The sequence below is a fragment of the Marinobacter sp. 3-2 genome, assembly GCF_003751355.1.
In the GTDB taxonomy this organism is placed as follows: domain Bacteria; phylum Pseudomonadota; class Gammaproteobacteria; order Pseudomonadales; family Oleiphilaceae; genus Marinobacter; species Marinobacter adhaerens.
This window is the reverse complement of sequence record NZ_RJUQ01000015.1, coordinates 228133-249308: the sequence shown is the minus strand read 5'-3', so window position 1 is coordinate 249308 and position 21176 is coordinate 228133. Positions and strand designations below refer to the sequence as shown.

The 21176-nt window shown below is 55.3% G+C and carries 18 protein-coding genes and 1 other RNA gene; 12 read left to right on the top strand and 7 right to left on the bottom strand.

Annotated elements, in window-relative coordinates; all coding sequences use genetic code 11:
• Position 1: 1 nt before the first annotated feature.
• The 7 genes from EDB94_RS15305 to EDB94_RS15275 form a co-directional block, all read right to left on the bottom strand.
• The gene (locus EDB94_RS15305; RefSeq protein ID WP_108018691.1) at positions 2-2698 is read right to left on the bottom strand and encodes a tetratricopeptide repeat protein; all 2697 of its coding nucleotides are present in this window, start codon (positions 2696-2698) and stop codon (positions 2-4) included.
• Between the two features lie 46 nt (positions 2699-2744).
• The gene (gene prsR / locus EDB94_RS15300; protein ID WP_108018690.1) at positions 2745-4118 is read right to left on the bottom strand and encodes a PEP-CTERM-box response regulator transcription factor; all 1374 of its coding nucleotides are present in this window, start codon (positions 4116-4118) and stop codon (positions 2745-2747) included.
• Between the two features lie 104 nt (positions 4119-4222).
• Complete coding sequence (gene prsK / locus EDB94_RS15295; RefSeq protein ID WP_108018689.1) at positions 4223-6358, bottom strand: XrtA/PEP-CTERM system histidine kinase PrsK; 2136 nt, start codon at positions 6356-6358, stop codon at positions 4223-4225.
• A 124-nt stretch (positions 6359-6482) separates the two neighbouring features.
• Entirely contained in the window at positions 6483-7106 is a 624-nt protein-coding gene (locus EDB94_RS15290) for a DUF642 domain-containing protein (RefSeq protein ID WP_108018688.1), read from the bottom strand.
• 167 nt (positions 7107-7273) lie between these two features.
• Positions 7274-8221 (bottom strand): SDR family oxidoreductase, encoded by a 948-nt coding sequence (locus tag EDB94_RS15285; protein WP_108018687.1) that lies wholly within the window; start codon positions 8219-8221, stop codon positions 7274-7276.
• The gene (locus tag EDB94_RS15280) at positions 8221-9036 is read right to left on the bottom strand and encodes a lysophospholipid acyltransferase family protein (RefSeq protein WP_014577242.1); all 816 of its coding nucleotides are present in this window, start codon (positions 9034-9036) and stop codon (positions 8221-8223) included. Before EDB94_RS15280 ends, EDB94_RS15285 begins: the two co-directional genes overlap by 1 nt.
• Positions 9033-9956 carry a D-hexose-6-phosphate mutarotase gene (locus EDB94_RS15275; protein ID WP_108018686.1) on the bottom strand — a complete coding sequence of 308 codons (924 nt, stop codon included), beginning with the start codon at positions 9954-9956 and terminating at the stop codon, positions 9033-9035. Before EDB94_RS15275 ends, EDB94_RS15280 begins: the two co-directional genes overlap by 4 nt.
• Positions 9957-10074: 118 nt before the next feature.
• Here EDB94_RS15275 and EDB94_RS15270 point away from each other — a divergent pair, with 118 nt between their 5' ends.
• The 12 genes from EDB94_RS15270 to EDB94_RS15215 all read left to right on the top strand — a co-directional run bounded on the left by EDB94_RS15270 (position 10075) and on the right by EDB94_RS15215 (position 20604).
• Complete coding sequence (locus tag EDB94_RS15270; RefSeq protein ID WP_108018685.1) at positions 10075-10830, top strand: 2OG-Fe(II) oxygenase; 756 nt, start codon at positions 10075-10077, stop codon at positions 10828-10830.
• A 101-nt stretch (positions 10831-10931) separates the two neighbouring features.
• Positions 10932-11028: signal recognition particle sRNA small type (ffs, locus tag EDB94_RS15265), an RNA gene on the top strand.
• A gap of 151 nt (positions 11029-11179) precedes the next feature.
• A complete protein-coding gene (gene dnaX / locus EDB94_RS15260; protein ID WP_108018684.1) occupies positions 11180-13132 on the top strand; it encodes a DNA polymerase III subunit gamma/tau in 1953 nt (650 codons plus the stop codon).
• Between the two features lie 3 nt (positions 13133-13135).
• Positions 13136-13459, top strand: coding sequence for a YbaB/EbfC family nucleoid-associated protein (locus EDB94_RS15255; RefSeq protein ID WP_008171847.1), 324 nt, complete (start codon positions 13136-13138; stop codon positions 13457-13459).
• 31 nt (positions 13460-13490) lie between these two features.
• Positions 13491-14093 (top strand): recombination mediator RecR, encoded by a 603-nt coding sequence (gene recR / locus EDB94_RS15250; protein WP_108018683.1) that lies wholly within the window; start codon positions 13491-13493, stop codon positions 14091-14093.
• A gap of 31 nt (positions 14094-14124) precedes the next feature.
• On the top strand, positions 14125-15282 hold the full coding sequence (locus EDB94_RS15245; RefSeq protein ID WP_108018682.1) for an HRDC domain-containing protein: 1158 nt from the start codon (positions 14125-14127) through the stop codon (positions 15280-15282).
• On the top strand, positions 15279-15572 hold the full coding sequence (locus EDB94_RS15240) for a YcgL domain-containing protein (protein WP_108018681.1): 294 nt from the start codon (positions 15279-15281) through the stop codon (positions 15570-15572). Before EDB94_RS15245 ends, EDB94_RS15240 begins: the two co-directional genes overlap by 4 nt.
• Positions 15569-16015: a YcgN family cysteine cluster protein gene (locus EDB94_RS15235; RefSeq protein WP_008171840.1), complete on the top strand. Its 447-nt coding sequence runs from the start codon at positions 15569-15571 to the stop codon at positions 16013-16015. The genes EDB94_RS15240 and EDB94_RS15235 overlap by 4 nt, the downstream gene beginning before the upstream one ends.
• On the top strand, positions 16015-16359 hold the full coding sequence (locus EDB94_RS15230; protein ID WP_014577235.1) for a hypothetical protein: 345 nt from the start codon (positions 16015-16017) through the stop codon (positions 16357-16359). Before EDB94_RS15235 ends, EDB94_RS15230 begins: the two co-directional genes overlap by 1 nt.
• 42 nt (positions 16360-16401) lie before the next feature.
• Positions 16402-18531 (top strand): vWA domain-containing protein, encoded by a 2130-nt coding sequence (locus tag EDB94_RS15225; RefSeq protein ID WP_260312607.1) that lies wholly within the window; start codon positions 16402-16404, stop codon positions 18529-18531.
• A 17-nt stretch (positions 18532-18548) separates the two neighbouring features.
• On the top strand, positions 18549-19391 hold the full coding sequence (locus tag EDB94_RS15220) for a MoxR family ATPase (protein WP_014577232.1): 843 nt from the start codon (positions 18549-18551) through the stop codon (positions 19389-19391).
• 34 nt (positions 19392-19425) lie between these two features.
• Complete coding sequence (locus tag EDB94_RS15215; protein WP_062784114.1) at positions 19426-20604, top strand: VWA domain-containing protein; 1179 nt, start codon at positions 19426-19428, stop codon at positions 20602-20604.
• Positions 20605-21176 lie beyond the last annotated feature (572 nt).

The window sequence follows — 21176 nt, the reverse complement described above, 5'->3', positions numbered from 1 at the left end:
TTTATCCCTGGTCACCGAACTTTTCGAGCACTCTCTTCGCATCCGCATTCTTTCCAGCGGCTCGGTAAGCTTCTGCGAGGTGTAGGGCGATCTCCTCAGATTCCGGCTCAAGTTTGTGCGCTTTTTCCAACAGCGGAATACTCTCGCTGGTGTTGCCGGATTTGAGTTGAATCCAACCGTAGGTATCGGCGATGGCGCCATTGTCTGGGTTTAGCTCGTAGGCACGGCGGGCAAGCTCGATGGCTCTGCTATCTCCATCCTCATGATAGATCCAGGCAAGGTTGTTCAATACAACGACATTTTCGGGGTTCGACTCAAGCAGTTTTTCATAGCTCGTCCGGGCGGCGCTGTCGTCCCCCTGACTCTGCTGGATAAGAGCTTTGGTGAATAGCAGCTGGTCATTTCCGGCATAACTCTCAGTGGCAGATTGCAGAAATGTGAGTGCCTCTGCTGGCTGCCCGGCATTCTGTAGATTTCGGGCATAGCTATTTGCCAATTCCGGCGAGGATTCCTTCTCCAGTGCCAGTCGATAAAGTTCAACTGCTTGCTGATAGTTCTCCTGATTCTCGAAGTAGGCGGCCTCCGTCGCATAGGGTTTGGCGGAATCAGGGTGCTGCTGCTTTACCTCCTGCAGAATCTTTCGGGCGTCGTTGTCTCTGGCTTCTGAAAAAGCCTCTCGGGCGGCCTGAAGTGCAATATCTTCATTGGCAGGAAACAGAACGCGAGCTCGCTCCAGAATTTTGGAGGCTCTTTCAGATTGTCCTGCTGACCGCAATGCCATGGGGATGTTGTTGTAGATGCTTGCTACAAGAGAGGAAGCCGGTGATGGCGTATTCTGTTCTTTTCGTTCCAGCAGCGCCGCAGTCAATTCGTCTGCTCCTTTCTGATCACCATTTCTCAGAGCTGACTCGAGAAGTAATAGACGAGGTCCCGTTGCCTCGGGCTGGCTCTCGAGAATCTCGCGCATTAATTGGTCTGTTTCCTCACGAGGTTGGCTCGCTGCGAGGCCCTGGAGCGCCAGACGATTGTCGGGGGAAATGCGTACGGCCTCCCGGAAATGCTCCCGGGCTTGCTTGAGTTGATCCTGTTCTGCTGCGAGTTTTCCCAAGGCTATAGAAGCTGCAGGGGATTCGGGTTCCACAGACTTTGCTCGGGAAAAGTAATCGCGCGCGGCCTGGAGATTTTGCTCTTGTGCAGCAAGATTGCCTCGGGTGATTAGTGCGGCACCACTTTCCGGGAGCTCCGCTACCCAGAGATCTGCCGTCTCTATGGCAGCGTCCAGCTGCCCCGACTGGACTTGTGACTGAATGATGATGCTTCTTGCCTGCTCAATCTGGGGAGCATTCTCGCGCAGATAGCTGGCTTGTTTTATCGCTTTTTGATATTGCCCTCGCTGAACCAGATAGGCAGCGTAACGTAATCTGAGATCGTGATTCTCGGGATTGCCGGCCAGAGCCTGTTCCATCAGCTCCTCCCCGGACTCGAAATCACCGTTTGTAAGCGCTGCGATAGCCACCATTGCCAGGGTGTTGGGGTCGGAGTCCCTGTTCTCCAGCTTATCCAGAATCTCCTGCGCACCTGCGGGATTTCGCTGCTGGAGTTTGGTCGCGGCTAGGAGTTTGCTGGCGGTTTCCGACCTTCCGGCTTCTGCAATTGGTGTCAACAGGGCTTCTGCCTCATCGACGCGACCTTGCCTGAATCGCACCAGGCCAAGCATAAGCGCTGTTTGCTCATGGTTCGGTGCCTGGTTGAGAACCTCTTCCAGATATCGGGCGGCTTCGTTGAGATCGCCCTGGTCAAGGGCGTCCTGGGCGGCAATCAGATTGCTCTTGATTGTGCCCGGACCAGACTTGGCCAGGATCTCCTCGTACACATAGGCTTCCGATTGCTTGCCTTGAGCTCGCAGAACACGGATGAGGGAGGATATCGTGGCGTATTTGCGCTGGGTCATTACATCGTATTGGCCAATGTCCTCGAGAGCGCGAATGTAGGCGTCTTCCGCCTTCTGCCATTCTTCATTGGTGTCGGCCAGCTGTGCTTTCCAAAGCCATAGTTCGGTGTTTTCCGCATCGAGGTTTTCGGCTTCGCCAATCAGGGATTGGGCTTTGGCAACATCGCCTTTGGCGAACGCAGTTTTTGACAGGCCAACCAGGGATTCAACATCCGTGGGGTCAATGTTCTGTGCGTTACTGAAAGCCCTTTCTGCTGCATCAAGTTGGTTGGCAGCAAGATGCGTCCTGCCCCTGAGCAGCGCGGCTTTCGTTTCCATTGGCCGATCAGAACTTGAGAACTCACTCAGTGCGGAGAGTGCGTCTTCAAATTCACCCTGCAGCAAATTTGCCTCCGCGCGGATCAGCAGGGCCCGGTTCTTGACCTTTGAATCCACGTCGCCTGATCCGAGCTTATCCATGACCTGGTCTAGTTGGCGTTCCGCATTGAAGGCATCTCCAGCTTGAAGGAGATTATCGAGGATAAGGAAATAAGGCTCAGTTTCTTGCGGTTTGAGCTCGATCGCACTTCGTGCCTCCAGAGTGCTGGCTTTGAGCTCGCCCTGGCGTTGGAAAAACCGGGATTGATCAATATGGCTCAGATACTGGATGTCTTCCTGACTCATCTCATTCTCTTCGCTGCAACCAGCCAAACCGAAGACGAGGGCAACGGAGAGGATGGTGGCACCTACAAACGAAGTGGACTTCATGGTCTATTCCTTTTTTATAAAATCCAGAGAGTTCCTGTGTTCTACCTCAAAGACTTGAGTGTTCGGCAGACGTTTCTATGTTGTATTTGTCGGTCAGGTTGTAAAGAGTGGGGCGAGTGATGCCCAAGAGCCGGGAAGCCCTGGCCATATTGAAGCTACAGGTTCTTAGTGCCTGCACGATTGCCTGGCGCTCTGCCTTCTCCCTGACATGCCTGAGATTCAGGTGCTCGCTTTCGCTGGCTGTTTCTCCAGGGAGTTCCAGATCGCTTGCCGTTATGCGCTTCCCTTCGGCCATGATCGTGGCGCGTTTTACTTTGTTGATCATTTCTCTGACGTTGCCGGGCCACGGGTAGCTTGTGATTGCACCGATGGCATCTTCAGAAAAAGCAAGATTGGGTCGGTCCATCTGTTTGCCCAAAGACTTCAGTAGTGATTGAGCTATAACCAGAGCATCGCCTTCGCGATTGCGAACGGCGGGCACGTCCAGGGTAATTTCGCTGATTCGATAATAGAGGTCTTCCCGAAATGACCCATTATCGATCAGATCCTTCACGTTCCTGTGTGTAGCGCAAACAACCCGGACGTCTACGGGTACTGGCTCGACCGAACCGACCCTGTCAACAACCCGCTCTTGCAGAAAACGCAACAATTTGGCTTGTAGTGCCATCGGCATGTCCCCGATCTCATCAAGGAAGAGTGTTCCGCCATTGGCACTTTCGATTTTTCCTTTCTTGGCCTGGGTAGCTCCGGTGAAGGAGCCTTTCTCGAAACCAAAGAGTTCGCTTTCCAGCAAATTCTCCGGAATCGCTGCGCAGTTGATGGCAGCGAAAGGCTTGCATGCCCGCTGACTGAGTTCGTGAATTCCTCGTGCAAGCAGTTCTTTACCAGTCCCAGTTTCGCCCGTGATAAGCGTGGTGACATCTGTTGGTGCGACCTTTTCCAGGGTGCGGCAGACGGCCAGCATCTGGGGGCTCGCAGCGACTATTCCTCTGACGCTCGTGCCGTTTCCTCGGCGGCTCAGCTCAAGGTTTTCCCTTTCCAGTTCCGCCAGTCGGAAAGCCCGATTAACAACGAACGTTAAAATGTCGGCATCAAGCGGCTTCTGGTAGAAATCTGATGCCCCCATGCCAATGGCCTTGACCGCGTTTTCCTTGTCTTCGCGACCGGTTACCACAATTACTTTGGTCATTGGGGAAAGGCGGAGAATTTCCTCAAGCAGGCTGAACCCTTCAGATGCACCGCCGGGATCGGGCGGCAGCCCAAGGTCCAGTGTGATGACGTCGGGCTCAACTCTTCTGAGCGCTGTCAGCGCCTGCTCGCGGTCAGACGCAACGGACACCTCAAGGTCGTCACTGAAACACCAGCGCATCTGGCTCTGCAGGCCCGGGTCGTCCTCTACAATCAAGAGTCTTCTAGTCACGACAGCAGTAAATCCTTTTTTATAGATATGGTTCCTAACCGTGATTCTTAACTGAACATTGGCACTTTGCAATGGTGCTTTTGGAAGATTGCCCCTCGCGACGGTTAATTGGCATTTTCTTGAGGTACGTCAGCCTCGGTAACCGGCGTCAAAGGTTGATTCGCGATTACCGCGAGATTATCACTTGCCAGCGGTATTCTGACTGAAAAACAGGAGCCGATTCCGGGCTCGCTTGTCACATCGATACTGCCTGCCAGTCTCTGGATATATTCCCTGGCCTGATAAGCGCCAATGCCCATTCCTGTAAGGCCTTTTGTGCTCTCGAATGGCTTGAACAGTTGGGCGCTGATAAATTCCTCGGTCATTCCGCAGCCGGTATCCTGAATAAAGAGTGCGACATTTCCTTTTGCGATTTTCAGCGTCAGCACGATTTCCCCGTCAGGAGGCGTTGCGTCCTGTGCATTCTGGATAAGATGGCCTAAAACGCTGCGTAGCTGTTCTGCATCGGCCTTGATCATGGCGTCGGGCGGAGACCCCTCCAGATGAGGCGCGGGCGCTCTGTGCTGGTGATGTATGACCAGTTCCTTGACCAGCTGGGTAAGATTGATCGGCCCCAGCTTGGCGTCGTCCTCACTGGAGGGCTTGCGGATGTGGTCAACAAGGTTCGACATTTTACGCACCGCATGATCGGTGGTGTTTATCATGTCATCGATGAATTCCGGATTGTTGCGATGTTTGGGTGCGTTCTTTACCAAAAGAGACAGCTGGGCGATGACCGTCTTCAGGTCGTGAACGAGAAACGCAGAGGCTTTGCTAACAGCTTCGAATTGCATAGCACGCGACAAACGGTTCTGAGCATCAGCCTGCGCCAGGAGGTTGCAGGTCTGCCGGGCGACGACCTTGATCAGGTCAAAGTTTTCCCAGTTCAGCTCGACGCGGGCATAGGGGTTGCCGACAAGCGCGAGGCCGTACAGTTCGTTCCCAAGATACAACGGGATAATGAGCCAGCCATCGGGCGTTTTAGTGATGGCGTCAGGGATTTCCAGCAGGTTGTAGCTGACAGGGTCCGCCTGGTACTCATGGAGGTCGACGATCCATTCCCGATCACGGAAGAATCGAACCAACTCTGAATCACTGTCAATCATTGTGTACTTTGGAGTAGAGAGATTCACCGCTGCCTTGAGTACATAGGCATCTTTCTCGCCGACCAGCCAGATTGCGCCGGCATTGCTTTCAACCAACCCCGCCAGGATCCGGATTACCCGCTGAGGCAGTGGGGGATCGTCGCTGAGGTCTGCCAACTCCCTGGTCATTTTCAGCCATTCTTCGCGGTAGTCGTACTTATAGTCAAAGAAGTTCTGGCTTATAAGCACCATCAGTTTGGAGCGGATACGTCTGGACAGGAGTAGGGTTGCAAGGAAGACGAGCGAAATGGTGAAAAACAGCACCTGGAGTGCATCGCCCCAGTCCCCGCCCAGCACTCGAACATAGTAGCCACCGAGGGCCAGAAAGAGCAGGTAGCCACCGGCGAATACGAGAGTTCCCGCATAAAAAACGGCTGAGCGGGAAAGTTGGAAGTCAATTGGCTGTTTGCGGGTGTTTATAACGTTGACGGCGAACAGCGGCGTTAGCATTGCGTTGACAAATCCGCGGGCATTCCAGAAAGAGTCCGCGATATGCCCGAAAAGGAGGGCATCGGCATACATAAAGAAGTCGAAGCCAAAGATGGTTGCTATGCCAATGCAAATATACTTGATACTCGAACGACCAAAACTCGGCGAGTTGCGCCAGATTTGTTCCACGAGGGACAAACCGATAAGAGACAGCGCTATCTGTCCCAATAACTTTACTTTACCGCTAGCAATATCAAATTCTGTCCAATGTTCAATTATGCCGATACTCAGTAACACGAAGATGAGAACGGCGGCGCACGCTCCGAGAATCTTTTTTACATTACCGGTGAGCTGCTTTTCCCTGAGACCATCCTTTAGGAGGACGAAGAGCAGGTAAATCCAACTGCCGTCGCGAACGAGTTCGACGAGATAACGAAAGTTGAAGCCGGGATGGCCCCAGAGACTCTGACTAACGAGTGTGAATGCCCAAACGGACGTCATTGCAGCGGCAAGGGCCAGGGCACGATCAACCCCGCGTCTCAAGTACCGCGTTGCTATCAATACCCCAAGTAGACCGAACGTAATCGCAGCCAGTGAGTAGCTGAGTACGTCCATGTTACTGAACATCTGCTATAGCCTCGAAATGAGAAAACCGTCAGCAGAGAATAGCTGTGTTTATAAGTCTATATAAGCCTGACATGGAAAGGCCAGCGGCATTTAACCGCTGGCCTTTTCGTGGAAGCCAGAGTGATCAGCTTCGGCGTCTGCGGGAGAGACCCAATCCCGCCAGTCCGAGTCCGAGCAGCGCCAGTGTTCCCGGTTCAGGTACTTTGGCAACAACTGAAACGTTGTCGATGAAGTTACCAAGAGTTTCAGTTTCCGGGTCGACAGATGTGAACATCAATCTGGTGAGTTCTTCTTGCGCTGTGAACATGCCTGAATAGATTGTCCACTCGCTGGTGCTGGTGTTCTGGATTTGGGTATCAAGGTCGGCGGCAGATACGTTGAAGGATTCCTGACCGTTTCTGGCCCTGTACGCAAAGCTCAGGTTGTAGCTTTCGCCAATTGTGGTAACGATATCCTGGAACAGGGTGAACGCAATGCCGGTTTCAGGATGGGCGTTGAGCTCAGCAAACTGTTTACCATCCGCCGCATCGACGCCATTGAAACCTGAGTTCCAGATTTCAATGTTGTTATCCTCACTACCCCAACCGCTAACCAGTGTAGGGTTGAAAAAGCCCCAGCCTCCGCCTGCCTGTGTCAACTCGGGCGAATCCTCAAAACTTCCGTTCGTCAGAAGGTTGGCCGACGCTACGGGAGAAAGTATCAGCGTGGCGAGGCCAATCGCAGCTCCCAAACTCTTAATTTTAAACATGGTCTTCCCTTCCTAAACTTGTAATGTAATGTCGGGAAGATGACATGCATGGAGCATTCCATGTTTTCAACTGTCTGTTTAATAATTGATTTTTTGGGGTCGCTAATTTGGGGTGTAAAGAAACATGACACAATCGACAGGCCGGCGCGATGAGCTGTTCGGAATTGCTAAACCGGCCTCTTGTTCTCCCGATAAAACCGGAAAATCTCCTTTAGCGGCCGCTTCGGCTCAAATCCGAACTCATTAACAAACGCCCGCCCATCAATCACCACCGGATACTTGAAGAACGCCATCAGATAGGACGGAAAGCTCTTCAGTTTCAAGGTGCCGAGTATCATCTTCGGAACCATCGGCGGAATGGAAGGCACCTGGATTCGCTTGCAACCACATAGCTTTAGTGCGTGCTGGTAAGCCACCCAGTCCTGCGGCGCGACGTTGAACACGCCACGTGTCGGCTTTTTATACGCCAGCACAATGGCGTCGGCCATGTCATCGATATGGATAAACTGCATCATGGGCGAAAAGCCCGCCAGCACCGGAGCCCGTTCGCTGCCTAGCAGGGTGCTGATGGTGTTGCGCACGCCCGGCCCGACGATATTGCAGGGTCGCAGAATGGTGATGTTCAGTTCCGGGTAGCGCCACAGATAGATGTTGGCCAGGTTCTCCAGTTCCACGGAGTCAATCAGGTCGGCGCTGAGCCCTGCGCTCTTGAGCGGTGCCGCTTCGTCGATAAGTGCTGGGTTGTAGGCCACCGCTCCGTAGACATGGAACGTTGAAAGCACGACCACTCGTTTGATGCCGTACTTGTGGCTCAGGTCCAGAAGCTTCTGGGTGCCGAGCACGTTGGCGTTGTAGCGCCGCATGCGGGTGAGCTGGCTGGACATAATCCGGCCCATGTGGATCACGCCATCAAACTCATAGCGCCGGAACAGATCCTCGAACACCCTCTTGTTGAAATCGATGCAGTAGCTGGGGATGTCTTCGCCCAGGTAGACCTGTTCGCGGAAATCCACGGCGACCAGGTCGCAGGTATCCCGAAGCTGTTCGATAACTTTCTGGGCGAGGGCGCCGGCGGCACCGGTGATCAGAATGTGCGGTCTGCGTTGTTCGCTCATCAGAAAAGCCTTTTCCTTTCGCTCAGTCCCTTGTCGATCAGCCGGCTGATTTCCGCCTTGACCTTCTCTACGCGTTCTGTGACCTGTTCTTCGGGAATTTCAAGGTCGTCGAAGTACATCGGGGCTCCGAAGTTCAGGTGAACTTTTGCCGGCAGTACCACGGGCATGGCGACCGGGGCATAGGGAATGCCCAGGGCTTTTGCCAGGGGCTTTATGTTGGCGATGGCCGGGATGGTTTCCTCGCAACCCACCACGCCAACGGGCACGATCGGCGCCTTGTACTTCATGGCCAGGTGCATGAAGCCGTTGCCAAACCGTTTGAGCTGGTAGCGGTCGTGGTAAAGCTTGCCCGAACCTCGAATGCCCTCGGGGAAAACAATCACGGCTTCGTTATTCGCGAGCATCTTGGCGCAGTTGACCGGGTCTCCAAGTACAGCGCCAACTTCATTCAGCAAATTGCCCAGCCAGGGCACGGTTGGAAAAAAGCGTTCAATCATGGCCCTTGGAATGCGGGCATCTTTTTCCCGGGAGGCAAGGGCATAGCCAATCAGCAAGCCGTCGATAGGAAGCTGGCCACTGTGATTGGCAATAATGAGGACCGGCCCCTCGGCGGGAATGTTTTCCACCCCGTGCGCCTGTACCCGGAAGTACTTTTCGTAAATCTGTTTGGTGAGCGAAAGCCCGTACTTCATGGCTTCGTTGTTATAGCCCCATGGGTCGTAGCCCAGGCTCCCGATGGGTTTGCGGATGCGGTTGATATGTTGATCCAGTTCCGCGGGAACGAGTCGGGATTTCAGAAACGATGCCAGGCTCATGATTTCCTTCCAATGAATACGCCTAATGTGTGGCTTTGCCCGTTATTAAGCACCCGATAATCGCTGGCTGCATTGGCGGTTTCGACGCACAGCATGGACTGCCAGGCCGTATCGGGAAAATCCGATAGCTTGGCCGCCTTGGCCGGACCGGGGTTCCAGACCACAGTTGAGTCACTTCCTACGGCCGAGAGCTTGCGGCCAGTTCGGGGTGTCACGATCGTCAGGGTTTCGCCGCTCTCGTAGATGCGGTCCGTTTCGCCGTCGAAATACACAGGGCCTTCCTGGTTGCGGTATTCCCAGTTATCCAGGGTGTCGATGTACTGGCTGTTTCCGAGACCCAGCACACGAGTCCGGGTTATGTCGCTGGTCGGCAAATGAGTATGGAGCGCCTGGGTAAAGGCCAGCGGATCGTTCCCCAGGTTCGTGGTCGTCAAAGCCAGTTGGCATCCGCGGATGGAGAAGCTGAAGGTGAGCAGGGCGAGCGCATGCCCGATCCAGACATCACTGAAATCTTCATTGGCATCCAGGGACAGGCTGATTTCCACTTCGTGGGCGTTCTCCCGGACATCTTCCAGTTTCCAGAGCGCGGTACGGGCAAACCCGTGGGCTTGGTCGGTCTGGATGCGTTTCCGCACTTCCGGCGCGTTGCGGGCCGGATCGCCAAACCAGGGCCAGCACACGGGGATGCCGCCGCGGATGGCTCGACCGGGTTCGTACCGGGCCGCTGGGCTCATCCAGAGCCAGTCAGATTCATCCTGAGGTTTGAAGCTTGCCAGGTGAGCGCCCTGAATAAACACGGTGGCCTGGAATAAAGGATGGTGGACCTCGAGAGCTTCCAGTTGCCCGATTGTTTTCCAGCGCGTGAAGGACCACTGGCCCGGCGAAAGTGAGAGCGGTGGCCTGTTACTGCTTTCTGACATGGTTAGCTACTGAGTGAAACCGGTTAAGTGTATTTGCCTACACAGAGAGTAAATTAAAACTGCCGCTGCGGCGACAATTGCGCCTAAAATACGCTCAAATTCAGTACGAGGCCTGCCGATGGAAACGCCGGTAATCATTCCGATCCATGATCCCCTTATCACACCTTTGCACAGCGCCCAGGATGCGGTGGCGGGCAGTGATGTCCAGTCGATGGATCTCACGCCGGAGCAACAGGAGCCGGTGTCTGAGGGCTGGCTGGATGAACTGGCTTCAGGGCTGAGCGAGCACGGCTGGATGTCGCTGGATGTGAGGTCGCGGCTGGGCGCCAACCTGTTGGCGGCGCTGAAACAGGAAGTGCAGATTCTGGATCGTACCGATGCCATGAAAAAAGCTGGCATCGGGCGCGGGAGTGATCTGGTGCGAGACCGGTCGGTGCGGCGCGACAAGATTGCCTGGCTGCAAGGCATTACAGCTCCTCAGGCCGCGCTGTTCGAGTTTTTCGAGTCCATTCGCCAGGGTCTGAATCAAAGGCTGTTTCTCGGGCTGAAGCGATTCGAGACTCATTATGCTACGTACCATTCAGGTGATTTCTATAAACAGCATCTGGACAGCTTTAAGGGCAGGGCATCCCGGGTGGTGAGTCTGGTGCTTTATCTGAATGAAGATTGGCAGGCAGCCGACGGTGGCGCGCTTCAGGTTTTCAACCGGGACAACGATCAGGAAGTGTGCGGAACCGTGTTGCCCGAGGCAGGACGAATGGCCTTGTTCATGAGCGAGGAAATTCCTCACGAGGTGTTATCGGCAAACCGCACTCGCTACAGTCTGGCCTGCTGGTTCCGCCAGGATGAAGTGCCGCTGCCTTTACAAGGATGATGCTGACGGGCGTGCCGATTTGTCATTGTAGTGTGCAAACCCTTTTGCTAATATGCGCGCCGCTTTCGGGGAATTGTCCCGGAACGCCGTTATGGTGGCTCCATTGGTGCCTCCGCAACATGAAACCGTGAACCCGGTCAGGCCCGGAAGGGAGCAGCCGCAGCGGTGGAATTGTGTGCCGGGGTGTCGCTGATGGAGTCACCCCCAGTTTTCTCTCCTCTCCTGCTTTTTCTTCTGATTATCCTTGATAGCCATGAACTTGTGAGCGCGCTTCCGGAATCAAGTCTGCTTCTTCTGGCTCTTTGTCCGTGCTAAGGTTAAACCCGTTTTTCACTGCAGTTGGCGGAACATGAGCTACCAGGTACTTGCCCGTAAATGGCGCCCACGCACTTTCGAGGATATGGTGGGCCAGGAACACGTGCTCCAGGCGTTAATTCACGCCCTGGAAAGCCAGCGTCTTCATCATGCTTATCTGTTCACGGGGACCCGTGGGGTAGGCAAGACCACCATTGGGCGTCTGCTTGCACGCTGCCTCAACTGCGAAACCGGCGTAACCCCGAACCCCTGTGGTGAATGCTCGAGCTGCCAGGAGATTCAGGAAGGCCGGTTTGTGGATCTGATTGAAATCGACGCCGCGTCCCGGACCGGCGTTGATGATATGCGTGAACTGACGGATAACGTCCAGTATGCGCCCACGCGTGGCCGCTACAAGGTGTACCTCATTGACGAGGTGCACATGCTGACGAACCAATCGTTCAACGCTTTCCTGAAGACCCTTGAAGAACCGCCGGAACACGTCAAGTTCCTGCTGGCAACGACCGATCCCCAGAAACTGCCGGTCACAGTGCTCTCCCGGTGCCTGCAGTTTAATCTCAAACGCATGACGCCGGAGCACATCGCAGGCCATCTGCGTCATGTACTGGGTGCCGAGGAAATTCCATTTGAGGAACCGGCCCTGTGGCTCCTGGCCCGGGCTGCGGACGGCAGTATGCGCGATGCCTTGAGCCTCACCGATCAGGCTATCGCCTTTGGCAACCAGAAGCTGTCCGCCAGTGATGTCAGTAATATGCTGGGGACGATTGATCAGCGGGATATTGAACGCATTGTGAATGCACTCGTTGAAGGCGACGGCCCGGCCTTGCTGGCGGAAATCAGCCGGATTTCGGACTTTGCACCGGATTACAGTGTGATCCTCGCCGATCTGCTATCGCTCTTTCACCGGGTGACCATGGAACAGGTGGTTCCGGGCAGTGCCGATAACGCCCTCGGTGATGCCGAGCAGGTTCAGGCTCTGGCTCGCAAGCTCAGTGCCGAGGATGCCCAGCTTTTTTACCAGTCTGCACTGATCGGGAGGAAAGACCTCACCATCACACCGGATGCCCGGATGGGGTTCGAAATGACCCTGCTCCGGATGCTTGCCTTCCGCCCCGGGGCTGACCGGCGAGAGCCGCCGGCCATAAGCTCCGGTGGTCAGTCTGCCGCTTCCGAGCCACGGGATGAGCCCGACCCGGCGCCGACCCCACAGGTAGAGCAAAAACAGCCGGAACCGCAGCCGCAAATTTCTGAGCCGGTAACGGAAGTGGCCGCAGAGCCGGCTCAAGAGGCCAGCGAACTCCCTGGACAGCCGGAGCCGGAACCCGAATCCACGCCTGAGCCTGAACCCGAGATGCCGGCCGCTCCACCCGTTGCGGATGAGGATGCATCCTGGCTAGCCAGTCTGGATGCCCAGGCCGAGGCGGCTGGAGAGTATGAAGAAAGCTATCCTTTAAACGACGAAGCTCCTGTTACCGAAGAGCCAGCACCTGCAGTTAGCGCGGAGCCAGTTGAGCAGGCGGCCCCGGCTCCGGAACCCGCGTTTGTGGAGCCCGATCCAGCGATGGAACCTGCAGTTGAGCAGGCGCCTGAGCCTGAGGGCGAATTCGTCTGGCACCGTGATTTCCGGAGTCTTGGCATTGTGGGCATGCCCGGTAATCTTGCCAGTCACGGCGCCATGTCCCGCGATGGCGATGTGATTACGCTGACCATTGATGAGGGGCACGCCCGGCTGTTGAACAGCAGGCACGAGGAAAAGATTCTGGCTGCCTTGAGAAACCGCTTTGGCGACTCCATTCAGTTACGTACAGAGCAGGGCAATCCCGGGCCAGACACCCCTGCGGCTTATGAGGAACGCCAGAGAAAGGCGCGCCAGGAAGCCGCAGAGGCGTCCATTCACAGGGATCCGGTCGTAAAGTCTATTGTTGAACGATTCGAGGCGCGGGTAGTGGAAGACAGTATCCGGCCGGCAGAGACAAGCAGGAGATAAGCTATGATGAATAATATGGGCGACATGATGAAAAAAGCCCAGAAAATGCAGGAAGAGATGCAGAAGGCTCAGGAAGAAATCGCCAAGGCCGAAGTGACTGGCGAAGCCGGAGCCGGCCTGGTCAAAGTCACCATGAACGGCCGTCACGACGTTCGTAAAGTGGACATAGACTCGTCCCTGATGACTGAGGAAAAAGATATTCTGGAAGACCTTCTGGCCGCTGCGGTGAACGATGCCGTGCGGCGCGTCGAGGAAAACCAGAAAGAGAAAATGTCCGGTATGATGTCCGGCATGGGCCTGCCGCCCGGTTTCAAGATGCCGTTCTGAATTCCATCCTGCAGCCGTTCGAGGACCTTTCATGGCGTTCAGCCCCCTGGTTGATGAGCTTGTAGAATCCCTTCGTTGCCTGCCTGGTGTCGGTCAGAAGACCGCCCAGCGTATGGCTTTTCACCTGCTTGAACGTGGCCGTTCCGGAGGCACCCGTCTCTCGGATGCGCTCAGCCAGGCTATGAGTGGTGTTCGGCGCTGTGAAAGCTGCCAGAACTTTGCCGACACCGAGATCTGCGGCATCTGTGAAAATCCCCAGCGGCGCACCGGTACCCTTTGTGTGGTGGAAAGTCCGTCGGATCTGCTGGCCATTGAGCAGGCGGGTGACTATCGCGGCAGCTATTTCGTTTTGATGGGGCACCTGTCACCCATTGATGGCGTGGGACCGGAAGAAATCGGCATTGAGCGCCTGCTGAGGCGGATCCGCGACGAAGGTGTGACTGAACTGATCCTGGCGACCAACCCGACGGTGGAAGGTGAGGCTACGGCTCACTACATCGCCGATCGCCTTGATGGCCAGGGCATCCTGATAACCCGTCTGGCCCATGGCATACCGGTGGGTGGAGAGCTCGGTTACGTCGATGGCTTTACCCTGACTCACGCATTCCGCGGTCGCAAACCACTGTCCGATTGAATCTGACCGAATAAACCTACCAGGCACGTTTATGGATATTTCCGCCCAGGCCGCTGTGGCAGTTGACGTTCCCCCGGCTCCGACCAGGATTGACTGGATCCGGGAACCGCAAGCACTGGACAAATGGCTGGATCGGGCACCGGGCAAGCCCCTAGCGCTGGACACCGAATTTGAGCGGGTAAACACATTTTACCCGATACCGGGGTTGGTTCAGTTGGGCCTCGACGGCGAGTTTTGCCTGGTGGACCCTTCCGTTGCCGAGCAGTCCGGACGGTTTCGGGAAGTCCTGGCGGACCCGGACACTCCAAAGCTTCTTTACGCCATGAGCGAAGATCTGGAACTTTTTCGCCAGTGGTTGAGTCTTCAACCTGCCGGTGTCATTGATCTTCAAATCGGGGCCGCAATGGCCGGAGCAGGGTTCTCCCTGGGTTACGCGAGGCTGGTGGAAACCCTGTTCGGTGAGACTCTGGATAAGTCCGCCACTCGCTCTGACTGGCTGGCGAGACCGCTGAGCGATGCTCAGCAACGCTACGCGATTGACGATATCCGTTTTCTGGAGCCGATGTACCAGTGGGTCAGTGCATTACTTCGCGATCGCGGTCTGGAAGTGGCTCTGGTTGAGGAATCGGCGCGCTTTGCCAATGAACTGGCAGGGCAGGAGGATCCCGACAACCATTACCTGAAACTGCGGGCCGGATGGACCCTCTCGGCTCAGCAACAGGGTGTTCTCAAGGAACTGGTGCGCTGGCGTGAGCGGGAGTGCCAGCGGCGGGACCGGCCAAGAAACCGTGTGCTGGCAGATGCACTGTTGATTGCCATCGCGGAAAGGCTGCCGGCGTCCGTGAAGGAACTTTCCAGCATTCAGGGAGTGCCATCCGGCGCAGTCCGTCGGTACGGCGATACCCTGATTGAACTTGTTAGCCGGGGATCGACCGCGGATAATTCGTCCCTTGAGAGGATTGCGCCACCGTTATCCCGGGATCAGCAGGGATTCTTTAAACAGTTAAAGCGTCTTTTCAGGAGTGCGGCTGAAGATGCTGATATTCCAATGGAATTGTTGGCGCCGAGAAAGCGTTTGGAAAAGGTTGTACAGCAACCGGACCTCGCGCAACACGATTTTTTCCAGGGCTGGCGGGCGCAGATTCTTGCTCCGGTTCGCGCTGATATCGAGGAATTACTGAAGTCATGAAAGAGCGGGAATTTGTCTCTGTTTTCCGGAGCAGCAAAAAGAAGGATACCTACCTTTTTGTTCGGCGCGGACAGAAGTGGGAGGAGCTTCCCGAGAGCCTCCGGGGTATTTTCGGTCAGCCGGTTCATTCCATGGATCTGGTCCTGACGCCCGACCGCAAGCTTGCGAGAACTACCGGAAATCAGGTTTTGAAAGCCATTGGCGAGAAAGACTTTTTTCTGCAAATGCCGGAAGAGCAGGAAGGTTACTCGGTGGACTTCAAGCGCAAACTGGATCAGCGCAATTCATGATTGCCCAGGTGCCGTTCTGGCAACGCAAGCGCCTGCATGAGATGACGCCTGAAGAATGGGAGTCTCTTTGCGACGGTTGCGGAAAGTGCTGCCTGAACAAATTGGAAGACGAAGACACCGGCGAGGTCTACCACACCGATCTGGTGTGTCGTTATATGAACGAAGAAACCTGCCAGTGCTCCGTTTACGAAGAGCGGCTTCAGAAGGTGCCGGGTTGCACGGTACTGACACCCGGTACCGTCAACGACTACCATTGGTTGCCGTACACCTGCGCTTACCGCACCCTGGCTGAAGACCGGCCGCTGGCCGATTGGCATCCCTTGCGAAGCGGGGATCCGGATTCGGTACACGAAGCAGGCGTTTCGATCCGTCACAAGGTGATTTCAGAAGACCGCGTGCCGGAAGAAGACTGGGAAGAACATATCATTCACTGGATCCTGTAATGATTGATACCGATGCACAAATGGCCTATGGGATTTTCTGGGCCGCCTACGCTATAGCCTTTGTCGTGTTCTTTTACATGATGAAGAGCCTGATCCGTTTTCTACCTTTTTATGGAGTGCGGACCCTGATTCTCGCCGCCCTGGTGGCCTTGCTGCTCACGCCGGTTGAATCACCCGATCTGGCCGGTTGGTGGATTCCGGCCTGGCTGTTCGGCGGCTATGAAATGATTCTTGGCGACGCCGACGCTTCAGGTCGGGCCATGTTTAACCTGGGGCTCGCCGGCTTGGTCATGCTGCTGGTCTGGGTGTTGGATCTGGTTCGCTACCGTCTTGTTCGTAAATAGCGCGAAAAAGAAAAAAAGATAAGGATGGATGCCTTGAGAGAGATGACATCGAGATGGTTTGGGCTGGTTGCAATTTGCTTCGTGCTCAGTCTGCCAGCCGGGCTGAATGCCCAGGAGAGCGACGATGTTCAACTGCCGGAGCAGTCGGACGTCCGGATCATAGTCGACATCTCGGGCTCCATGAAAGACACCGATCCGGACAACCTGCGACAGCCCGCCGTGCGTCTGCTGGCCCGGCTGTTGCCAGAGGGGGCCTCCGCGGGTGTCTGGACCTTCGGGCAATATGTCAACATGCTGGTGCCGCACCGTGAGGTGACCAACGCATGGCGGGAAATGGCCATTCAGCGCTCAGCTCAGATTAACTCGGTCGCACTCAGAACAAACCTTGGCGCGGCTATTGAGACAGCCAGCGATGATTATTTCACAGACGGCGATCTGAGCCGGACCCACTTCATACTGCTGACCGACGGCAAGGTCGATATCTCCGACGATCCTGCAAAGAATACCGCAGAGGAAACTCGTATTCTGGATACGATTGTCGCTGATCTCATCGAAAGGGGCGCTACCTTTCACCCCGTAGCTCTCTCTGAGGCCGCCGATACCGACTTTCTGAAAGCGTTGGCGACAGACTCCGGCGGTCGTTTCCAGGTGGCGGATACAGCAGAAGCGCTGAACCTGGCATTTCTTCAGGCATTGAATACCGCGGTCCCACAGGAGCAGATTCCCATTGAGGGCAATGGCTTTACTGTGGACGAGGGCGTTCGTGAGTTTACCGCCCTGATTTTCTGGGGCGAGTCTGAAACCTCTGCCACCCGGGAGCTTGCCCTCGTGCGCCCGGACGATCGGGTCGTTAATCTTTCGGAGTTTCCCGACAACGTCCGGTGGGCCAGGGAAGCCGGTTATGATCTTATTACGGTCAATGAGCCGTTGGCAGGGCAGTGGCGCATTAATGGCGAACTCGGAGAGGGCAGCCGGGTTACGGTCGTTAGCGATCTGAGGATGGTGGTCAATCCTCTGCCTCCATCATTCACATTGCAGGAGCCCCTCAAGCTCCGGGTCGGCTTTTTCGAAGAAGGGGAGAAAATCACTAATCCCGATTTTCTGGGTGTGATTGAGGTCAGCCTCAGTATCACCTCCGAGGATGGCAGAAGTGGAACCAAGGTATTGTCGGGAGAGCAGCCGCCGGAAGACGGCACCTACCGGGATACGGTCAGTCGTTTGCCAGCCGCGGGCCTCTACACCTTTGACGTGGTGGCCGATGGCCAGACCTTCAGCCGCAAGTTCAGCGCCACCGTCGGGTTTACGATGCCTGAAGGGGCTGAGCCCGCTGATCAGCCGGCTGAATCGCCGGAGCCGGAGGTGACAGAACCGGCACTCGCCCCTGAGCAGTCTGAACCAGAGCCGCCGGTGTCTCAGCCGGAGCAATCCGGGCAGGAACCGGCGATTACATCGCCCATCGACGTAAGCGAGGTGGAGGAGCCAGAGACGCCAGCGGTCCAGGAGCCTGAACCGGCCCCTGAGGAGCCGGAAGACGCGGAACCTGCTTTTGCCGTGCCTTTGTGGATGGTCGGCGCAGCCGGCGGTGGGCTTCTCTTCATTGGCGGTCTGGTCTGGTTTGCCATCCGTAAGCGTAAACAGGATCAGCAGGCGCAAGAGAAAGCAGCATCAGAGCGCGAAACACTTGAGGATCTGCAGGAAGAGACCGAACCCGAACCAGAACCCGAACCAGAACCCGAGCCGGAGGCAGTCTCAGAGCCGGAAGAGGATGTCGAAGCCGAGGAAATCCCTGAGGTAACCGAGGAAGCATCTGAGGAGGATATGTCTGAGCTGGAGGCCGTCATTGATGAACATGAGGCCGCTCTGAAGTCGGAAGATGAAGCGCTTACGGAACCAGAGATTGAACCGACCGACGAACTGGAAGAGGACATCCCGGTAGCGGATACCCCGGTGGAGGAAGAGCCTGGCGAGTTGGATGAGGATATCCCGGAGCTGGAGGATATTGCCGATCCGTCCGACGCTGATGGGCCTGAAGATGATGATGAGGAGGAGTTCGGGCTTGAAGATTTCGATCTGTCCGAATTCGACGATTTACCCGATTATGATCAGGACGAGTCCGGATTGCCCGAAGACGACTCGAAGAAAAAACCGGATCAGAAAGACCAGAAAAAGTAACCAACAGGAACCAGACCATGAAGTTTACCGGTACCGAGAAGTACGTAGCCACCGATGACCTGCAAATGGCCGTCAACGCAGCGATTGCGCTTCAGCGCCCGCTGTTGATCAAGGGCGAGCCGGGCACCGGGAAAACCCTGCTGGCCGAGGAAATGGCCGCCGCCCTCGGGATGAGACTGATTCCCTGGCACATCAAGTCCACCACCAAGGCCCAGCAGGGCCTGTACGAGTACGATGCGGTTTCCCGTCTGCGGGACTCCCAGTTGGGTGATGAAAAGGTCAAGGACATCAGCAACTACATCGTAAAGGGCAAGCTTTGGGAGGCCTTTGAGGCTGATGAGCAGGTTGTGTTGCTGATTGATGAAATCGACAAAGCGGATATCGAATTCCCTAACGACCTCTTGCTGGAACTCGACCGTATGGAGTTCTTTGTCTATGAGACTCAGAAGTTGGTTAAGGCAAAGAAACGCCCGATCGTGGTGATCACCAGTAACAACGAAAAAGAACTGCCGGATGCCTTCCTGCGCCGGTGCTTCTTCCACTACATCAGCTTCCCGGACCACGACACCATGCAGAATATCGTGGACGTGCATTTCCCGGACTTGCAGCAGGAAATCGTTCGCGATGCTCTGGAAGTTTTCTTCGATGTGCGCAAGGTCCCGGGCCTCAAGAAGAAGCCGTCCACCTCGGAGCTGATTGACTGGCTGAAACTGCTGATGGCTGATGAGCTGTCGGCGAAAATGTTGCAGGAGAAGGATTCCAGTTCGGCGCTGCCGCCTCTTTATGGTGCTCTGGTGAAGAACGAGCAGGATGTTCACCTGTTGCAGAAGCTCGCGTTTATGGCCCGTCGTCGCAGCTGATTCTCGGCAAGAACACTGGCAAGAGTCACGTTTTATGTTGATTGATTTTTTTCTTGAAGTTCGGCGCGCGAAGGTGCCTGCCAGTTTGAGGGAATTCCTGGATCTTCTGGAAGCCCTGCAGAAGAGGCTCGCCTTTGCGGATATGGAAGAGTTCTACTACCTCGCTCGCCTCTGCCTGGTTAAGGACGAGCGCCACTTCGACAAGTTTGACCGCGCCTTTCAGGCTTACTTTGAAGGTATCGAGAACCTCGACGACCTGCTGGAAGCCCTGATTCCGGACGACTGGTTGAGGGCCGAGTTCGAGAAGCACTTGTCTGAGGAAGAGAAGGCCAAGATTGATTCTCTGGGAGGTCTTGAGGAGCTTATCGAAACCTTCAAGAAGCGAATGGAAGAGCAGGAAGAGCGCCACGCCGGTGGCAACAAATGGATCGGAACCGGCGGCACTTCACCATTCGGGGCGAACGGCTATAACCCCGAAGGCTTCCGTATTGGCCAGAAGAATGGCCGCCACGGCAGGGCCGTTAAAGTCTGGGAAAAACGCGAGTTCAAGGATCTGGACGACAGCGTGACTCTGGGCATACGGAACATCAAGGTGGCGCTGCGTCGGTTACGTAAGTTCGCCCGCCAGGGTGCGGCAGACCAGCTGGATATGGACGACACGATTCGTTCCACTGCCCGCAATGCCGGTTATCTGGATCTGAAGATGGTGCCCGAACGGCATAACGCTGTGAAAGTGCTGATCTTCTTCGATGTGGGCGGCTCCATGGACCCCCACGTTCGTGTCTGTGAGGAGCTGTTTTCGGCCGCACGGCTCGAATTCAAGCACATGGAATATTTCTATTTCCACAATTTCGTCTATGAAAGTGTCTGGAAAAACAATATCCGGCGGATGAATGAAACCACCAGCACCTGGGACATTCTTCACAAGTACACGCCCGACTACAAAGTGATCTTTGTCGGCGATGCGACCATGGCGCCTTACGAGATTTCCCATCCCGGTGGTTCAATTGAGCACTGGAACGAGGAAGCGGGCGCTACCTGGTTTCAACGCATCAATGAGCACTTCCGCAAGGTTGTCTGGATCAACCCGCTTCCGGAGAGTTACTGGGGTAACGGAGGTTCGTTGGGAATGACCAAACAGCTCGTCAACGACCACATGTATCCGCTGACCGTCGAGGGCCTTGAGTCGGCCATGAAACAGCTGAGCAAGTGATCAGATTTCTAAATCTGCGAAAGAGTGTTCTGAAGTCATAGAGGACTTCGGTCGGCGAAGGTTCCCTCGCAACGTCGATCCTTTTTACAGTATTTAAATTGAAGAGGGTTGATGTTCTTTCAGGTGCTTGTTTTCGCGGGAAACTCAGTTTTTGGTATTTTTTGTGCTGCGTTTTAATTGCTAGGAATAGCAAAATTCAATATGAAACTATGGAGAGTGCGCGCAATGAAAATACTGGCGAAAATCTTTGCTGCAGCCCTGGCATTGGGAATGGCTTCCTCTGCGTCAGCGTTGATTATTACCGACCAAAACAACCCCGGTGTCTATCTGAAGAATGGTGAATCCAAAACGATTACCCATGACCTGACTGATAGTGGGGTACCTGCAGACTATTCCGTTATTTCTGCTGAATTGAAACTCGGCTTCTCTGACGGCGTGTTCGCTGGAGACTGGTGGAGTGACTGGGCTAAAGTTTCTGGTGATGGCGTAAGCGGTGTATACGAGGTAGACGGCACTCACTTGTTTGGCTATGACTTCCGCTGGCTGACTGTTGGCGCGGGTGGTGTTGGCAG